Below are 16,527 nucleotides of genomic sequence, written 5' to 3' on the forward strand. Positions count from 1 at the left end.
GCCTGCTGGCATGCCGGAGCCGATCGAGGACGTCACCTTCCACGACGAGGACTGGTACGCCGAGGATCTGGCTGACCGGCACTTCGTCGCTTGTGCCTTCCACCGGGTCGACCTGACCGAGGCGACCAGCCGGGGCGCCACCTTCGTCGGATGCACCTTCGGCGACGTGCAGTTCAACGTCTCCCGGCACACCGACTCGGCCTTCACCCGCTGCACGTTCATCCGGTGCAACCTGTTCGAGGCGGAGTTCACCGGCTGCAAGGTCATCGGCAGCACCTTCGACCGGTGTGACCTGCGCCCGCTGACGGTCACCGGCGGCGACTGGTCCTTCGTCACCCTGGCCGGAGCCGACCTGCGCGGCGGGCGGTTCACCGGCGTACGCATGCGGGAGGCCGACCTGTCCGGGGCCGACCTGTCCGGGGCGACGCTGACCGGCGTCGACCTTTCCGACGTGCAGTGGCGGGGCACCCGACTGTCCGGTGCGGACCTTCGTGGCAGCGACCTGGCCGGGCTGGAACCGACGGCGGTGCAGCGGGCCGGTACGATCATCGACGTCTTTCAGGCCGCGACCCTGGCCCGGGCACTCGGTTTCGACATCCGCGACTGACCGCGCGGCATCGAGCCGTGCATTGGCGATCTGGACAGCAGACACGCCGGCTCCGGCAGTCCCGGAAATGCCGCCGATCGGATGCATTCCGCGCGCACTAGCGCGAACGGGTCCCTTGATGCGAATGTGAGTCGGCCCCGCGTTCGGGTCGAGGGCGCCGGGTGTGAGTCCGGCCCTGCAGAAGTGGAGAGTCGGTGGCCGAGGAAGCTCCCGCGCCAAGCGGTGACAGGCCGATCCGCCCCAGCGGGGCTGCCCACCGCGGCGGATCCCGACACCGCTCGGTCCGCGTCGGCGGCGTCCGGGACCACCTGCCTCGTCGCGCGGCGGCCCACCGGCGTCCGCCACGGTCGACGAGCGAGAGTCGGGGCGGCGCCCGCCGGCTGGTCCGTGCCCGTCGGCGCCGCCGCTGCGCGGTCGAGACCGTAGCCGCCTTCGCCGGCCTCCTGGCCCTGGTCGGGTTCGTGAACTGGTGGTCGGAGCCGATCCCGGACACCCCGGCGGAGTCCGACGGCCTGCCGGCGGTGGTCGGGCGGCCGAGCCTGCCGAGCCCGGTGCCGACCGCTCCCGCCGTGCCCGGGCTGCGGCCCCGCGAGCGGTCGCCGAGTCCCAGCCCAAGCAGTCTGACTCCCGGCACGGCACCGGCGCCCGCGGCGTCGACGCTGACCGTGAGCCGCGCGGACATCCCGGCCACCGTGGACCTGACCGACCTGGGCCGGCGCGACTGGGTGCACTGGGGGCTGGGCGGTGCCGGGGCGACGGTGCGCAAACGCGACGGTTCCGCCGAGATCCTTGACCTGGGCGGCCGGGGCGAGCGGAGCGGCTGGGACGGCAACCAGGAGCTGTTCCGGTGGCGCGACGGCACGCCGGTCGAGTCGGCCGACCCCACGCCCGACGGGGTCTTCACCTGCGGCGCGGGCAACGGTTTCGAACTCGCCGTCGTCGCTGACGGCCAGCCGCGCACCGCCACCGTCTACCTCGGCGTCTGGATGGCCCGGGGCCGCCTGGACGTCCGGCTCTCCGACGGCGGCGCCGGCCGCAGCCTTCGCCTGGAGGAGCGGCACACCAGCCAGTCCACCCAGGTCACCGTCCGGTTCCAGGCACCGGAGGGGACCCGGCTGCTGCTCACCTGGACGGTCGAGGAAACCTTCACCCCGCACTGCGGCAACGTCGCCCTCCAAGCCCTTGCCCTGAGGTGAAAGCGAGGGCCACAACACAGGTGAGGACCGGGACGGCAGCGCCGGTGCATCTGAGGCAGACTGCCAGGACCGTCCGTGGCCACCGCCCGGCGGGACACCGAACGGGGAGGACGACGATGCCCGCCTACGCACTGGCCCATCTGCACGATCCGCAGGTCAACGAGGACATCCTGATCTATTTGGAACGGATCCAGGCCACCCTCGAACCGTTCGGGGGACGGTTCGTCGTGCATGGCCCCGCGGTGACGGTGCTGGAGGGGGAGTGGCCCGGCAGCCTGGTCATCCTCGAGTTTCCGGACCGTGAGCAGGCGCAGGGCTGGTACGAGTCACGCGCCTACCAGGAGATTCTGCCGCTGCGGACCCGGCACATCGGCGGTTCCGCGATCATCTTCGACGGGGTCCCGCCGGGCTTCCAGCCGGGCCAGAAGGCGGCAGCGCTGCGGGCACAGGCGGCCGGCTGAGCCGCGGACCTCCTCAGCCCGCCGAAAGAAGATGCGCCAAAACACGATGTTCTACCCGCTTTCGGTGGCGTCATGCTGGCTAACTGTATTGGCGATCGGCTATTTGACGAATGCTTCGGCAGCGGGCACCGTGGGCAGTGCGAGGGGCGCTGGGCTGCCCCGATATGACGGTGGTCCACCGCCGGTGAATGGGCCGAGTCCGGTCCCACGAGACCGCAACACGGGCGTGACGCATCCGGACGCCAACAAACCCACGAGGAGTTCCCACCATGCTCACGATGACCGACAACGCCGTCCTGGTGATTCGTGACCTCGCCAACCAGCAGGATGTCGCCGAAGATGGCGGCGTACGCATCGCCGCGGACACCGTGGCCGGGTCGCTCACCGTCGAACTGGTCGCCGCGCCGATCGAGGGTGACCAGGTGGTCGACAACCAGGGCGCCCGGATCTTCCTCGACTCCGACGCCGCCGACCTGCTCGGCGACGCCTCGGTCGACGCGACCGTGGACGACGAGGGCATCGTGCAGTTCGGGTTCACCGAGAGGCCGTAACGGCTCAGCCGGTCACCCTCGGACGCAGCGTGCGGCCGCGCCGCGACGGAGCCGGGATGGGTCGTCGGGCCGGATCACGAGCCGGCTGCCGCAACGCGTCGAGCACGTGGGCAAGGTGGTGCGAGGTGCTCCACGCGATCCAGTTGGTGGCCGACCCGCCGCCGGCCACCCGTCGGGCCCGGCGCAGGATCTCGTGGTCGCCCCAGGAGAAGCCCGCCCCGGCCGGCGCCCAGTGCGGCGCCGACACCAGGGTGCGGCACAGGTCGGTCACCCGCTCGTCACCCCGCCCGCCCCGGCGCGACCAGCGGTAGACCCACCAGGCGCCGTCAGCGGTGTAAGGGACGGTCGGCAGCCTGTCGCCGCCCAGCTCCGGGCCGGGCGTCGCCGGGGTCACGCCGTAATCGCCGAACCCCACGTCGAGGTCGGCCAGCCGCTGCCAGAGCAGCCAGTCCCAGCGGTCCAGCCGTACCGGCTCGTCGGTGGGCAGCCGGTACGGCGTCGGCGGCATCCCACCGGCCACCACGCTGACCGAATGCCACGCGTGCCGGCGCGCCCAGTCCAGCACCCGCCGGACCCGGGGCTCGGTCGCCCGTACGTCCGCCGGACAGCACACGTCACCGCAGTCCACGAGCAGGTCGCACTGCTCGGGGGCCAGTCGTGCGTACCGCCAGATCCGCTCCATCGCCGCGGTGGTCGCGTCGGGGCCGGCGCGGTCCTGGCCGAGCCGCAGCCGCACCACGGCCCGCCCGGTGTAGGCGCGCGCCGCGACGCCGTGCGCCGTCAGCCGTCGGTCACCGTCCGCGAACCCGATCACCGGCATCAGCGGTACGCCCCAGCGGGCCGGATCGATCTCGGCCAGGTCGGGTCGGTCGCTGGTGTCGACGGCCGGAACGAGCCCCAGCGGCATCCGGCCGATGGCATCCACGACAAGCCGATCCACGTCGGACAGACGCAGGATCGGGGCGATGGTCGGGGCCAGCGCGGCGTCGAGGTGACCGAGCGCCTCCAGCTCGCCCCGTCGGGCGGGCAGAATGGGGCGGTAGACCACGTGCGCCGCCCGGCCCCCGCAGCCAGGCGTCATAACTCATCGTAGCCACCCCTTCGCGCAGCCGACAGAGCAAGCCGGCGAAACAGCCCGGACGTGGGCCGACCGGCCGAATATCGTCGGCGAATGCCCGACGCCCCACCCCCGGTACCGCTCACCCGACGAGGACAGCGCCCGGTGGCGGGACTTTCCCCGTCGTCCGGGCGACATCGTGATCAGCACCCGTTCCAAGAGCGGGACCACCTGGATGCAGATGATCTGCGCGCTGCTGGTGCTGCGTGCGCCGGAGTTGCCGGCACCACTGGCCGAGCTGTCGCCCTGGCTGGACTGGCTGGTCGAACCGGCGGAGACGGTGTACGCCCGGCTGGCCGCCCAGCGGCACCGCCGTTTCATCAAGAGCCACACCCCGCTGGACGGCATACCGGCCGATCCCCGGGTGCACTACATCGTGGTGGGCCGGCATCCGTTGGACGCGGCGGTCTCGCTGCACCACCAGAGCGCGAACCTGGACCGGGCCCGCCTCGCCGCGCTGACCGGCCAACCCGCAGCACCGGAGTCCGCCCGCTCCCTCCCCTCGGTGCAGGAGTCGCTCGTACGCTGGATCGACGCGGATCCGGATCCGCGCGAGGCCCTGGATGGAGCGCTGACGCCGCCCGCTGTCGCCGCCAGCCGAGCCGGGGCCTGGGCTCGAGCCCAGGCCCCGGCCCACGAGGCGTCAGTCGTCGTCGCGGTCGTCATCGTCGTCGTTGCGGTCGTCGTCGACCGGCTCCTGCTCGGCCTTGACCACCTGGCCGGTCTCCCGGTCGATGTCAACCTCATGCTCGATGTCGCCCCGCACGATCTCGACCTCCCAGACCGGCCGGCCGTTCTCCCGGTCCCGCTCGATCTCCGTGATCTGGCCGCCGCCGACGTGCGCCAGCGCGATCTCGCCGGCCCGCTCGCTGTTCACCGCGTCCTCGCCGGTGGCCGGCGCACCGGTGCCGGGCGGCGTGGCGTCGTCCGGGACGCCCGCGGTCGTCGGATCGCCTGCGGTCGTCCAGCCGGCTGTGGTCGTCGGGTCGGCTGTGGTCGTCGGGTCGCTGGTCGCGGCGGTCAGCGTCGTCTGCCGCGCGCGGTCGTTGTCGGCCGCCGTCACGCCCAGGAACACACCGATCGCCGCGAGCACCGCCGCCACGCCGCCGACCGACGCCAGAAGCAGGGGATTGCGCCTCATCGTCTCCACCTTCCCTCGGTTGTTGGGATCGAGGATCGGTGCCGGCGCGATAGCGGCGCGCTGTCGGAACGCTAACGACCGGTTAAGCGTGTGGTCGGGGGTCTTGTCGGTTGTCGTGGTCCGCTCTGTGAGTGAGGCGATCGCCGTTTCGCCGTGATGGCGGTGTCCCGACCGATCGGACACCGCCGTACCGACGGAACGGAGTCGATCAACTGGCTGCGGAGGTCAGCGGCGGTCACCGCATGGGATCTCGCCGGTCGGTCACCGCACGGGCGAACCTGAGGCTCGGGTCTGAGGCTCGGGCGTGCCGGTCGCTCGGCCGAGCCGGAGGATCACCTCGGCCCCGCCGCCGGGTCGCTCGCCCAACTCCAGCCGGCCGCCACTGGCCTGGGCCGCCCGGCGGGCGATGTCCAGCCCGAGACCGGTCGACCCGGCCTGGCTGGCGCCGCGGCGCACCGAGTCGGCCGCTATGCCGGGGCCCTCGTCGGCCACGGTCAGCATGACGTGATCGCCGCCGGGCGCGAGCCGCACGGCGAAGGCGGTGCCGTCCGGGGTGTGCGCGAAGACGTTGCCCAGCAGGGCGTCCACCGCCGCCGCCAGTTCGTCGGCCGGCACCGCGACGGGCAGCGGACCCGGTGCCAGGTCCAGCTCGACCGCGCGCCCGGTGTCCTCGGCCAGCACCGACCAGAACGCCACCCGGTCGGTAACGGCGGCCACGGCGTCGGTGCTCGCCGCGCCGGCTGTGGGCGTACGCCAGCGGGCCTGGCGGATCAGGCCGGTGACGGCGCGTTCCAGCCCGTCCACCGCGTCGGTGATGCGCGCGGCGTCCTGCGGGTCACGCAGTGACTCGGCCTCCAACCGCAACGCGGTCAGCGGGGTCCGCAGTCGGTGTGACAGGTCGGCCACCTGTTCCCGCTCCTGCACCAGCAGTTCCTGGATCCGGCCCGCCAGATGGTTGAGGGCCCCGCCCACCTCTCGTAGTTCGGCCGGTCCGGCCGGCTGCACCCGCGCTTCCAGCTCGGCGTTGGCCAGCCGGTGTGACACCGCCGACAGTTCGTCGATCGGGCGGACCAGGTTGCGCGCCAGCCGGTCGGCCACGGCCAGGCCGATCAGCACCAGCAGCACTCCGAGCAGGGCCAGCACCAGCCAGGCCCGGCCCACCCCGGCGGTCATCTCGGCGTACGGCACGACGGTGCGGATGACCGCCGTGCCATCGGGTCGACCCTGCACCGCGATCACCACCTCCCGACCGTCGGCCGACTCCGCGGTGAGGCTCTGCCCCCGCCCGGCCAGTTCCACCGCCGGGGTACGCGGGCTGTGGGAGCCGAGCACGTCGCCGTCGGGCAGGAACACGCTGACCGGCCGGCCGGACTCGGCGGCGAGCTGCTCGACGGTCAGCCGGACGGTCTCCGGGTCGGCGGTACCGACCACCGGGGCGAGGCTCTGCGCGTCCGCCGTGGCCCGTACGGTCGCCCGGTCCACGGCCGCGGTACGCAGCAGCAGCGCCAGCGGCACCAGGAAAGCGATCACGATGAGTACGCTGACCGCCGCGACCAGCAGCGCCAGCCGTGCTCTCATCCGTCGGCCCCCGGTGCCACCAGGCGCACCCCGACCCCGCGCACGGTGTGCAGGTAGCGCGGCTGCTGGGCGCTTTCGCCGAGTTTGCGGCGCAGCCAGGACAGATGCACGTCGACGGTCTTGTCCGCACCGCCGTACGGGATCTGCCACACCTCGGTCAGCAGCTCCCGCTTCGTCACCACCTCACCGACCCGGGTGGCCAGGTGCCGCAGCAGGTCGAACTCGCGGGGGGTCAGCTCGACCGGCCCGCCGTCGACGCTGACCTGCCGTGACCGGGGGTCGATCCGCAGCCCACCGATCACCAGGGTGGGATCCTGGTCGGCGGGCCCGCCGGGCCCACGGCGCAGCACCGCCCGTACCCGCGCGTCGAGCTGGGCGGCGGTGAACGGCTTGACCACGTAGTCGTCGGCCCCGGCGTCGAGCACCCGGACGATCTCCGTCTCGTCGTCCCGGGCGGTGGCGACGATCACCGGCACCGTGCTGACCGCCCGCAGCATCCGCAGCAGTTCGCGGCCGTCCAGGTCGGGTAGCCCGAGGTCGAGCACGACCAGGTCGGGTCGGTCGTCGAGCGCGTCGCGCAGTCCGGTCATGGCGGTGGACGCCGCCGCGACCGCGTGTCCACGCTCGCGCAGCGCCCGCACCAGCGGCGTACGGATGGTGAGGTCGTCCTCGATCAACAGCAGACGGGCCACAGCAGGCAGGGTATCCCCGGCCAGCGGGAACGGCCGATCCTTAACCTTCCCTTAGGCTGGCCCGAAGGTCGTGTCAACCCCGGGTCGGGCATAGTCGGGTGATGGGTCGCCGTACCGTCCTCGCCGTCGCCGGCTGGCTGGCCACCGCGCTGATCGCCACCCTGATCGGGCTCGCCGCCATCCAAGTGGTGGGGGAGAGCCTCACCGGAACCCCGGGCGGCGTCCGCAGCGAGCAGGAGGTCGCCCGCGCGTTGACCGAGCCGGCGCCGGCCACGCCGACCGCGCGGACCGACACCCCGGCCCAGACGCCGCAGAGTCCCACGGCGCAGCCGGCCAGCCCGAGCGCCGAGGCCGGCAACCGGCGCAGCTTCACCACCCCGGGCGGCAGCGCGGTCGCCGAGTGCCGGCCGAGCGGAGCCTGGCTGGCGACGTGGTCGCCGCGGCAGGGGTACCGGGTCGACGAGGTCGACCGTGGCCCCGACGATGACGTCGAGGTGACGTTCGTCGGCCCGAGCGGCGAGTACGAGCTGTCGGTACGGTGTGTCGGCGGGGTGCCCGTGCTGGAGCCCGACGACGACTGAGCACCCTTCACCGCGGCGCGCCCCGGCGGAGACGGCACGAGCGCGCGGCGCCGTTCCGTCACGAGGATCGGAACGTCGCCGCGCTCGGCCGTCTCCCACCACCGCAGCCGTACGGCGGTACGTCAGCGGGGACCTGGCGTGACCGGCATCGCCGATCGATGGTGTCGATCCCCGTTCGGCGGCGGGGCAAACCCTCGGACCGTGGCCGATTCCACTATTTGCGAGTCGCGGCGTGTGCCGGCCCGTAACGGGGTATGTGCGGGGCATGGAGCATTTCACCATCGCGACCGTCGCCGAGAAGAGCCCGGACTTCCGGCGCGTGCTGTGGACCGGGAAGAACACCCAACTCGTGATCATGACCATCCCGGCGGGGGGTGAGATCGGCGAGGAGGTCCACGAGGGCATCGATCAGATCCTCACCTTCGTCAGCGGCGCCGGCGAGGCCCGCGTCGCCGGCGAGAAGCGCGAGGTCGCCCAGGGTGACCTGGTGGCCGTACCCGCCGGCACCAAGCACAACTTCGTCAACACCGGACCGAATCCGTTGGTGCTCTACACCGTCTACGGCCCGCCGGAGCACGCCGACCAGGCGGTGCACCGGACCAAGGAGGAGGCCGACCGGGCCGAGGCCGCCGGAAAGGACGAGCCACCGACCTGACCGCGTCCACCCCAACCCCGTCGATCTTGCACATGTGGTCGCCGTTTCGCCGCCTTCAAGAGGATATGTGGCGACGGAAAGTGCAAGATCGACGGAGGTGAGGCGGTCGAGCGCGCGTCGACTGGGGATTCACCGAGGCAGGACCGGTACGCCGGAGACGTCCACCGTCTCCGGGTACTTCACGCCGGCGCCGGTGTTCAGCACCACCACCCGTTCGCCGGCTCGGATCCAGCCGCCGGCCCGCAGTTTCCGCACGGCGGTCAGGCAGGCTGCGCCCTCGGGGCAGAGCAGCAGTCCCTCCCAGGCGGCGAAGTCGCGCAGGTCGGCGAGGAGTTCGTCGTCGTCCACCGCGATCGCGGTGCCGGCGGTGGCCCGCAGCGCGGCCAGGATCAGCTCGTCGCCGAGCGGCGCCGGAACGGTGATCCCGAACGCCACGGTGCGCGCGTCCGCCCAGGGCCGGGCCCGATCCTCCCCGGCGGCGAACGCCCGCACGATCGGCGCGCAGCCGGTGGACTGCACCGCCACCAGTCGGGGCAGCTTGTCCTCGATCCAGCCGAGGTCCCGCAGTTCGCCGAGGGCCTTGTGGATGCCGATCAGGCCCACCCCGCCACCGGTCGGGTAGACGATCACGTCGGGCACCTGCCAGCCCAACTGCTCGACAAGCTCGTACCCCATCGTCTTCTTGCCTTCGAGCCGGTACGGCTCGCGCAGCGTACCGGCGTCGAAGATGGCGCCCGACGAGGCCGCGACGAGCGCGGTGACCTGGCGCCCGGCGTCGCCGATCAGCCCGTCGACCAGGCGCAGGTCGGCGCCGGCGGCCACGCACTCCCGGCGGCAGATGGCCGGCGCGGAGAGCGGCATCGCGATGGTCGCGCCCATCCCGGCGCGGGCCGCGTAGGTGGCCCAGGCGGCGCCCGCGTTGCCGTTGGTCGGCATGGCGATCCGCCGGATGCCCAACTCGCGGGCGCGGCTCACGCCCACCGCCGCGCCGCGCGCCTTGAACGAACCGGTCGGCATCAGCCCTTCGTCCTTGACCAGCAGGTCGTCCACGCCGACCTGGTCGCCGTACGCGGGCGCGCGCAGCATCGGGGTCCAGCCCTCGCCGAGGGTGGTGACGCACGCCGGGTCCGTCACCGGCAGCAACTCCCGGTAGCGCCACAGGTCCGCCGGACGCAGCCCGAAGCGCTCCGGCTCGACCGCCGCGGCCACCGCCGCGAGGTCGTAGCGGGCCAGCAGCGGGGAGCCACAGCCGCAGAGATTCTGTGGTACGCCGGCGTCGTGCTTCCGTCCGCAGCGCGGGCACTCCAGGTGGGTCAGGTACACCATGCTCCTCGCCGTATCAGCTCGCGTCGATGCTGCGCTGCGCCGGGCTGCTGTCCGCCGAGCCGGTGGCCGTCGCCGCCGCCCTGCCGGCCAGTCAGCCGCACTCGCATTGTCCGGCAAAACGGGCCGGCGTGCCGGTCCCCTGATTGTGGGCATGGCGGTGGTGATCGGGGGTAGAACGGTCGGTATGGAGCACGCTGACCACCCCGCCGCCCTTCTCCCCGGCGACGTCCGGATCCCGCTGCTCGGTTTCGGCACCTGGCAGGCCACCGGTGAGGCCGGCTTCAAGGCGGTGCTGGCCGCGCTCGACGCCGGCTACCGGCACATCGACACGGCCACCATGTACGGCAACGAGGAGGAGATCGGCCGGGCCCTACGGGAGAGCGGACTGCCCCGGGAGGACGTCTTCATCACCACCAAGCTGCCGCCGGAGCGGGTCGGCCGGGAACGGGAGACGATCGAGGAGAGCCTGCGCGCCCTCGGCGTCGACCGGGTCGACCTGTGGCTGATGCACTGGCCGCCGGCCGAGCCGGGAGACCTGATCCCGACCTGGCGGGAGATGCTCGCCGCACGGGATGCGAACCTGACCCGAGTGGTGGGCGTGAGCAACTTCAGCACCACGCAGATCGACGAGCTGATCCAGGCGACCGAGGAGAATCCGGCGGTCAACCAGATCAAGTGGAGCCCGTTCCTGTACGACCGGCAGCGGCACGCCGAGCACCGTGATCGCGGGGTGGTGCTGGAGGGCTACAGCCCGTTCAAGACCAGCGACCTGTCCGATCCGGTGCTGACCCGGATCGCCGGGGCGCACAACGTCTCGCCCGCCCAGGTGGTGCTGCGCTGGCACATCGACCACGAGATCGTGGTCATCCCGAAGTCGGTGACGCCGGACCGGATCCGGGCCAACGCGGACGTCTTCGGCTTCGCGCTGACCGTCGAGGAGATGCGCGACATCGACGCCCTGGGCAAGGGCTGACCACCTGCCGTCAGGTGGCGACCGCTGGAACGGGTGTTAAAAGGGGCCCCTTCCTATGCACGAGGCGTTAAGAAGGGGCCCTTCCTTTCAGCTACAGCGGGTGCCGTTGAGGGTGAAGCTGCTGGGGTTGGAGTACGCACCACTGAGGGTGCCCTGGTAGCCGAAGCTGGCGGTGCCGCGAGGGGCGATCGTGCCGTTGTGGCCGACGTTGCGGGCGGTCACCGACGAGCCGCTCTGGCTCACCGTGGCGTTCCACGAGTTGGTGACCTGCTGACCGGAGGGCAGCGAGTACGTAAGCGTCCAGCCGTTGATCGTGCTCGACCCGTTGTTGGTGATCTGCACGTCGGCGGTGAAGCCGTTGTTCCACGAGTTGGCGGTGTACTTCACCGCGCACGCGGCGTTGCCCGAGGGCGGCGGCGTGGTGGCCGGCGGGGGGTTGGTCGTCGGCGGGGGGTTGTTGCCGCCGCCGTTGACCGCGGCCGAGAAGTTGGTCACGGCCAGACCGGCGCCGCCCTGCCAGGGCTCGAACCCGGCCTGGATGCTGGTCAGGTACCAGGAGTTGGTGATCGCGCCCCGGTTACGGGTGTCGTTGATGAAGGTCAGCAGGTTGAGGTTCGCGCCGCTGATCGCGGACGGGGCCAGGTAGGAGATGACGTTGTTGCCGCCGTTGTTGCCCCGCCAGACCTCCCAGTTGCGGCCGTCGATGTTGGCGTTGCCGACCGGGGAGCCGATGGGCTGGATGGAACCCTGCCGGTTGAGCCAGATCATGATCTCCATCTGGTTCACCCCGTCCCGCTTCGGGGAGGGGTCGAGCCAGATGTCGTACGAGGCGTTGTAGATCGCCCCGCTGACGTACCGGTAGTTGATGTTGCTGGTCGCGCTGCTGATCTGGCTGACCTGCATCGGCAGGTTGGTGCCGGGCGAGCAGTTGGTGTAGTGGCAGCCGAAGAAGACCGACGGGTACGCCGTCGGAGCGCCGTTGGTCGGGTTGCTGCCGTTCTGGGTGGTGATCTCGAAGCCGTTGCTGGTGACGTTGATGCACTGCTGGGCGGTGGTGCCCCAGCGGTTGTTCTGCACCACGTAGCGGTTCTGGATCACCGTGGAGCCGTACTGCTCGCAGATCTGGGTGTCGGCGGAGGCGGTGCCGCCGAGGGCCACGGCGACGATCGAGCCGGCGGCGAGCAGGCCGACGGCCATGATGGCCCGCAGGGGACGTTTCATGTTGCTCCTTGCGCTGCGGCGCCACCTGCGACGCCGGGACGGGTTGCGGACGGAGCGGTCGGAGAACGCTCTCGGCCGCGCGGGCGAGCCCGGGAGCGCTCCCATGCTCATCGTCACATTTACATGCATGAAACAACGAGCGCAACCGGTACGGGGATATGTGCCGAATGTGAGGTGCGCCGCCGCCTCGCCCGTCGGTCACCCGCTCACCCTCTGTTCGGCGCTGACCAGCGACGACGGGTCGGCGCGCCGCGCCGAGGAGCGGTGTCGGCGGGCCGGTCGCCTCTGGCGTGCCTCGATCGCGCCGAGTAGTGTCTTGCCTTCAACGCGTGCCGAATCCCCCTCCGGAGGCGTACACCCCCATGCGTAGCTCCCCCCTGCGCATCCTCGTCGTCGGCGCTGGCATCGCCGGCCTGGCCGTGGCCCGGGCCCTGCGCCTGGCGGGCTTCCGCCCGGACGTCACCGACAAGGCGCCGCCGGGCGAGTTCACCGACGCCGGCCTCTACCTTCCCGGCAACGCCGCCCGAGCGCTCCGCCGGCTGGATCTCGATGGCCCGGTACGCCCGTACGGGCAGGTCATCCACCGGCAGCGCTTCCTGGACGAGGCCGGTGCGCCGCTGTGCGAGGTCGACCTCGACGCGCTCTGGGCCGGGGTCGGCGAGTGCCGGGCCCTGCCCCGCTCCGACCTGCACCGGGTGCTGCTCAGCGGCGCCGGCGGGGCGGTCCGGCACGGTGCCGAGGTACGCACCATCGACCTGCTGCCGGCCACCGTCGGCGTCACCTTCGTCGACGGCACCAAAACCGAGTACGACCTGGTGATCGGGGCCGACGGGCCGCGATCGTCGATCCGGGCGCTGGCCGCGCTCGGTGGCCCGCCCCGACCCGCCGGCCAGGTGGTCTACCGCGGCGTCGTGCGGCACGGTCCGGTGATCGACGAATGGACCGCACTGCTCGGGCGGCGCTCCGGCTTCCTCGTGGTGCCGATCGGCGCCGGTCGGCTGCACTGCTACGCCGACGAGGCGGGTACCGAGCCGCCGGCCGATCCGCGGGCCCGGTTACGCGAACTGTTCGGCGACTACGGGGGCCCCGTGCCGGAGGTGCTCGACGCGCTCGACGCGGTGCACGTCGGCACGACCGACGAGGTGGAACTCGGACGCTGGTACCGGGGCCGGGTGCTGCTGGTCGGTGACGCGGCCCACGCCACCGCGCCGACGCTGGCCCAGGGCGCCGCGATGGCCCTGGAGGACGCGGTGGTGCTCGCCGAGTCGCTGAGCGCCGCGAGCAGCGTGGAGGCGGCGCTGACCGCGTACGAGAGCCGCCGCCGGCCGCGTACCCGTTGGGTGCGGGACCGGACCCGGGACCGTGACCGCACCCGGGACGTTCCGCCGGCGCTGCGTGATCCGCTGTTGCGCGGACGCGGCGACCGCATCTTCGGTGAGCACTACCGGCTGCTTCTCGGTCCGCTGTGAGCCACGCCCGGTGACCGTACGCGGCGCTGCCAGGCCCGCTGTGATCCACGCCCGGAGACCCCACGCGGTGCTCCCACCTGCCGGGGACTATCCTCCTTGCGGATGACGGCCCGCAGAGACAACGCGTGCCGAGCGGGACAACCCAGAACCGGAGGCCACTCGTGACCACCGTCGCACCCAAGCCGGTCGTGACCCGGCCCTGGCCGGTCCGCGAACCGGTCAAGGGGTCGGCCATCGCACGGCTGCTGCGGACCACGGACGCGAAGCAAATCGGGATCATGTACATGGTCACCGCGTTCGTGTTCTTCATGATCGGTGGCGTGATGGCCCTGATCATGCGGGCCGAGCTGGCCCAGCCCGGGCTGCAGATCGTGTCGCCTGAGCAGTTCAACCAGCTGTTCACCATGCACGGCACGATCATGCTGCTGTTCTTCGCGACGCCCATCGTGTTCGCGTTCGCCAACTACATGGTGCCCATCCATATCGGCGCGCCCGACGTCGCCTTCCCGCGGCTGAACAGCTTCGCGTACTGGCTGTACCTGTTCGGTGGCACCATGGCCACCGCCGGCTTCCTCACCCCGCAGGGCGCGGCGGACTTCGGCTGGACCGGGTACACCCCGCTGGCCAACGCCGAGCACTCGCCGGGCGTCGGCGGCAACATGTGGGTGATCGGCCTCGTCATCTCCGGCCTGGGCACCATCCTCGGCGCGGTCAACATGATCACCACGATCCTGACCCTGCGCGCGCCCGGCATGACCATGTTCCGGATGTCGATCTTCACCTGGAACATCCTGGTCACCAGCCTGCTGGTGATCCTGGTCTTCCCGCTGTTGGCCGCCGCGTTGCTCGCGCTCGCCGCAGACCGGCTGCTCGGCGCCCAGGTGTTCGCCTCGGAGACCGGCGGACCGATGCTCTGGCAGCACCTGTTCTGGTTCTTCGGTCACCCCGAGGTGTACATCATCGCGCTGCCGTTCTTCGGCATCGTCAGCGAGATCATCCCGGTCTTCTCCCGCAAGCCGATCTTCGGCTACAAGGGCCTGGTCGCCGCCACCATCGCCATCGCCGGCCTGTCGATGAGCGTCTGGGCGCACCACATGTTCGCCACCGGTCAGGTGCTGCTGCCGTTCTTCAGCTTCCTGAGCTATCTGATCGCCGTACCCACCGGCATGAAGTTCTTCAACTGGGTCGGCACCATGTGGCGGGGGCAGCTCAGCTTCGAAACGCCGATGCTGTTCGCCCTCGGCTTCCTGGTGACGTTCCTGTTCGGTGGCCTGACCGGCGTGCTGCTGGCTTCCCCGCCGCTCGACTTCCACCTGCACGACTCGTACTTCGTGGTGGCGCACTTCCACTACGTGCTCTTCGGCACCATCGTCTTCGCGGTGTTCGGCGGCATCTACTTCTGGTTCCCGAAGATGTTCGGCCGGATGCTCGACGAGCGCCTCGGGAAGATCCACTTCTGGCTGACCATGATCGGCTTCCACACCACCTTCCTGGTGCAGCACTGGCTCGGCAACGAGGGCATGCCCCGGCGGTACGCCGACTACCTGCCCGAAGACGGCTTCACCACGCTGAACGTGGTCTCCACGATCGGTGCGTTCATCACCGGTATCTCGACGCTGCCGTTCATCTACAACTGCTGGAAGTCGTACAAGGCCGGCCCGGTGGTCGAGGTCGACGACCCGTGGGGTCACGGCAACTCGCTCGAATGGGCGACCAGCTCGCCGCCGCCGCTGCGCAACTTCGACCGGATGCCGCGGATCCGCTCCGAGCGGCCGGCCTTCGACGCCAAGTTCCCCGAACTGGCCGCCGGGCAGCAGACCCTTGCCGGCCCGCCCGAGGGCGGCTCCAAGCCGCTGACCAGCGAGTCCGACGGCGGTGCCAGCTACCAGGAAGACACCGCCAGCGACGTCGACCGCCGCTGACCCACCGAACCAGCCGACGGGCGCCACCCCCTCCTACGGGGATGGCGCCCGCTCGCGTCCCCGCCCCCTTCGCCGCCCCGCCCCTTCCCTCAACACAGGATCCGGGGACCGAGCGACCAACCCTTCGCGATCTTGCACTTTCGGTCGCCTATTCGCAGCTTTTGCCCTAGTATGCGGCGACCAGAAGTGCAAGATCGCGGTCTTTCCGATCGCTTCGCGGGCGTGAAGATCGGCATCGGCACGGTGCCCTCCGATTTATTGGTCAGATCCGCTCCGAATAGGCAATCTGACCGGTAGGCCGAACCACCTCGCCCCGATATATCCCGAAAATCACCCTCGTTGCCGTGGATCTTGGACGCGGGAGGCCCCTCTGGGGGCAGAAGGTGTCCAAGATTGCCTGCTGGGCCAGTGAGACGGGCGGGCGTGGGCCGCTGCCGGGTCTTCACGCCCTGCGAGGCGTCACGGAGAGATCGGGTGACTTGGACACCTTCGGCCCTCAGAGGGGCCCCCGCCCCGGTCCAAGATCCGCCGAAGCGGGGCCTAGCCTCCCGGGATATATCGGGACGGGGTCGGTCTTGTCTACCCGGTCAGATCGGCGGGGAAAGGGGGCGAGCCGGGGGCGGGGCGGGGCGAGCCGGGGCGGGGCGAGCCGGGGCGGACGCTGCGAGGCGAGGCGGAGGCGGCGGAGCGGAGGCGGCGAGGCGAGGCAGGGCCGTTTGGCGGTCTGGCCGTTGGTACCGGGAATGGCGAGGGGGGCTGGAACCGGGACGGGGGGCGGGCGGGGGCGACGGGGACGGTCTGCTTATAGAGACCGGCAAAAGGGTGGTGGCGAGGTGGGTCCAGGCGTGGTGGCCGCTGTGCCTGGGAGCGCTGTGCCTGGGGGTGTGGACGGCGCGGGTTGCGGCATCTCGGGGTTTTCGAGTGTCCGAGGCGGGCGCGGGTTGCGGCATGTCGGCGTATCCCGTCCGTGGGGTGGCACGGGTTGCGGCATGTTGGGGTTTCCGGGCCGGTTGAGACCGCGAGTTGCGGCATCCGGT

The 16,527-nt window shown here is 71.4% G+C and carries 15 protein-coding genes and 1 pseudogene; 10 read left to right on the top strand and 6 right to left on the bottom strand.

What is annotated here, in order from left to right; genetic code table 11:
* Nucleotides 1-10: 10 nt before the first annotated feature.
* From IEY61_RS01465 to IEY61_RS01480, 4 genes are all read left to right on the top strand, one after another.
* Nucleotides 11-607 (top strand): pentapeptide repeat-containing protein, encoded by a 597-nt coding sequence (locus IEY61_RS01465; protein WP_189040378.1) that lies wholly within the window; start codon nt 11-13, stop codon nt 605-607.
* 194 nt (nt 608-801) lie between these two features.
* Nucleotides 802-1,803 (top strand): hypothetical protein, encoded by a 1,002-nt coding sequence (locus IEY61_RS01470; RefSeq protein WP_229705604.1) that lies wholly within the window; start codon nt 802-804, stop codon nt 1,801-1,803.
* Nucleotides 1,804-1,919: 116 nt separating this feature from the next.
* Nucleotides 1,920-2,264: a DUF1330 domain-containing protein gene (locus tag IEY61_RS01475; RefSeq protein ID WP_189040379.1), complete on the top strand. Its 345-nt coding sequence runs from the start codon at nt 1,920-1,922 to the stop codon at nt 2,262-2,264.
* 269 nt (nt 2,265-2,533) lie between these two features.
* Entirely contained in the window at nt 2,534-2,815 is a 282-nt protein-coding gene (locus tag IEY61_RS01480; protein ID WP_189040380.1) for an adhesin, read from the top strand.
* A gap of 4 nt (nt 2,816-2,819) precedes the next feature.
* Here the strand turns inward: IEY61_RS01480 and IEY61_RS01485 are convergent, their stop codons facing one another.
* Nucleotides 2,820-3,896, bottom strand: a complete 1,077-nt coding sequence (locus IEY61_RS01485) for a beta family protein (protein ID WP_189040381.1) — start codon at nt 3,894-3,896, stop codon at nt 2,820-2,822.
* A gap of 217 nt (nt 3,897-4,113) precedes the next feature.
* Here IEY61_RS01485 and IEY61_RS30965 point away from each other — a divergent pair.
* A pseudogene (locus IEY61_RS30965) lies at nt 4,114-4,311 on the top strand (sulfotransferase domain-containing protein); the annotation flags it as partial.
* A 264-nt stretch (nt 4,312-4,575) separates the two neighbouring features.
* On the opposite strand, the gene IEY61_RS01495 reads toward IEY61_RS30965, so the two are convergent.
* The 3 genes from IEY61_RS01495 to IEY61_RS01505 form a co-directional block, all read right to left on the bottom strand.
* The gene (locus IEY61_RS01495; protein ID WP_189040382.1) at nt 4,576-5,073 is read right to left on the bottom strand and encodes a PepSY domain-containing protein; all 498 of its coding nucleotides are present in this window, start codon (nt 5,071-5,073) and stop codon (nt 4,576-4,578) included.
* 261 nt (nt 5,074-5,334) lie between these two features.
* Nucleotides 5,335-6,651 carry a sensor histidine kinase gene (locus IEY61_RS01500; protein ID WP_189040383.1) on the bottom strand — a complete coding sequence of 439 codons (1,317 nt, stop codon included), beginning with the start codon at nt 6,649-6,651 and terminating at the stop codon, nt 5,335-5,337.
* Nucleotides 6,648-7,343, bottom strand: a complete 696-nt coding sequence (locus IEY61_RS01505) for a response regulator transcription factor (RefSeq protein ID WP_189040384.1) — start codon at nt 7,341-7,343, stop codon at nt 6,648-6,650. The genes IEY61_RS01500 and IEY61_RS01505 overlap by 4 nt, the downstream gene beginning before the upstream one ends.
* 101 nt (nt 7,344-7,444) lie before the next feature.
* Here IEY61_RS01505 and IEY61_RS01510 point away from each other — a divergent pair, with 101 nt between their 5' ends.
* Both IEY61_RS01510 and IEY61_RS01515 read left to right on the top strand, forming a co-directional pair.
* On the top strand, nt 7,445-7,924 hold the full coding sequence (locus tag IEY61_RS01510; RefSeq protein ID WP_189040385.1) for a septum formation initiator: 480 nt from the start codon (nt 7,445-7,447) through the stop codon (nt 7,922-7,924).
* A 265-nt stretch (nt 7,925-8,189) separates the two neighbouring features.
* On the top strand, nt 8,190-8,579 hold the full coding sequence (locus IEY61_RS01515) for a cupin domain-containing protein (protein ID WP_189040386.1): 390 nt from the start codon (nt 8,190-8,192) through the stop codon (nt 8,577-8,579).
* 129 nt (nt 8,580-8,708) lie between these two features.
* Here the strand turns inward: IEY61_RS01515 and IEY61_RS01520 are convergent, their stop codons facing one another.
* On the bottom strand, nt 8,709-9,902 hold the full coding sequence (locus IEY61_RS01520; RefSeq protein WP_189040516.1) for a threonine synthase: 1,194 nt from the start codon (nt 9,900-9,902) through the stop codon (nt 8,709-8,711).
* A gap of 187 nt (nt 9,903-10,089) precedes the next feature.
* On the opposite strand from IEY61_RS01520, the gene IEY61_RS01525 reads away from it, so the two are divergent.
* Nucleotides 10,090-10,878, top strand: coding sequence for an aldo/keto reductase (locus IEY61_RS01525; RefSeq protein ID WP_189040387.1), 789 nt, complete (start codon nt 10,090-10,092; stop codon nt 10,876-10,878).
* A gap of 87 nt (nt 10,879-10,965) precedes the next feature.
* Here the strand turns inward: IEY61_RS01525 and IEY61_RS01530 are convergent, their stop codons facing one another.
* Complete coding sequence (locus tag IEY61_RS01530; RefSeq protein ID WP_189040388.1) at nt 10,966-12,099, bottom strand: glycoside hydrolase family 12 protein; 1,134 nt, start codon at nt 12,097-12,099, stop codon at nt 10,966-10,968.
* A 362-nt stretch (nt 12,100-12,461) separates the two neighbouring features.
* Between IEY61_RS01530 and IEY61_RS01535 the strand changes: the two genes are divergently transcribed.
* Both IEY61_RS01535 and ctaD read left to right on the top strand, forming a co-directional pair.
* Nucleotides 12,462-13,568, top strand: a complete 1,107-nt coding sequence (locus tag IEY61_RS01535) for an FAD-dependent monooxygenase (RefSeq protein WP_189040517.1) — start codon at nt 12,462-12,464, stop codon at nt 13,566-13,568.
* Nucleotides 13,569-13,729: 161 nt separating this feature from the next.
* Nucleotides 13,730-15,490, top strand: coding sequence for an aa3-type cytochrome oxidase subunit I (ctaD, locus tag IEY61_RS01540; RefSeq protein ID WP_189040389.1), 1,761 nt, complete (start codon nt 13,730-13,732; stop codon nt 15,488-15,490).
* The last annotated feature ends 1,037 nt before the right edge of the window (nt 15,491-16,527 follow it).

This window comes from Micromonospora sonchi (assembly GCF_014646235.1).
In the GTDB taxonomy this organism is placed as follows: Bacteria; Actinomycetota; Actinomycetes; order Mycobacteriales; family Micromonosporaceae; genus Micromonospora; species Micromonospora sonchi.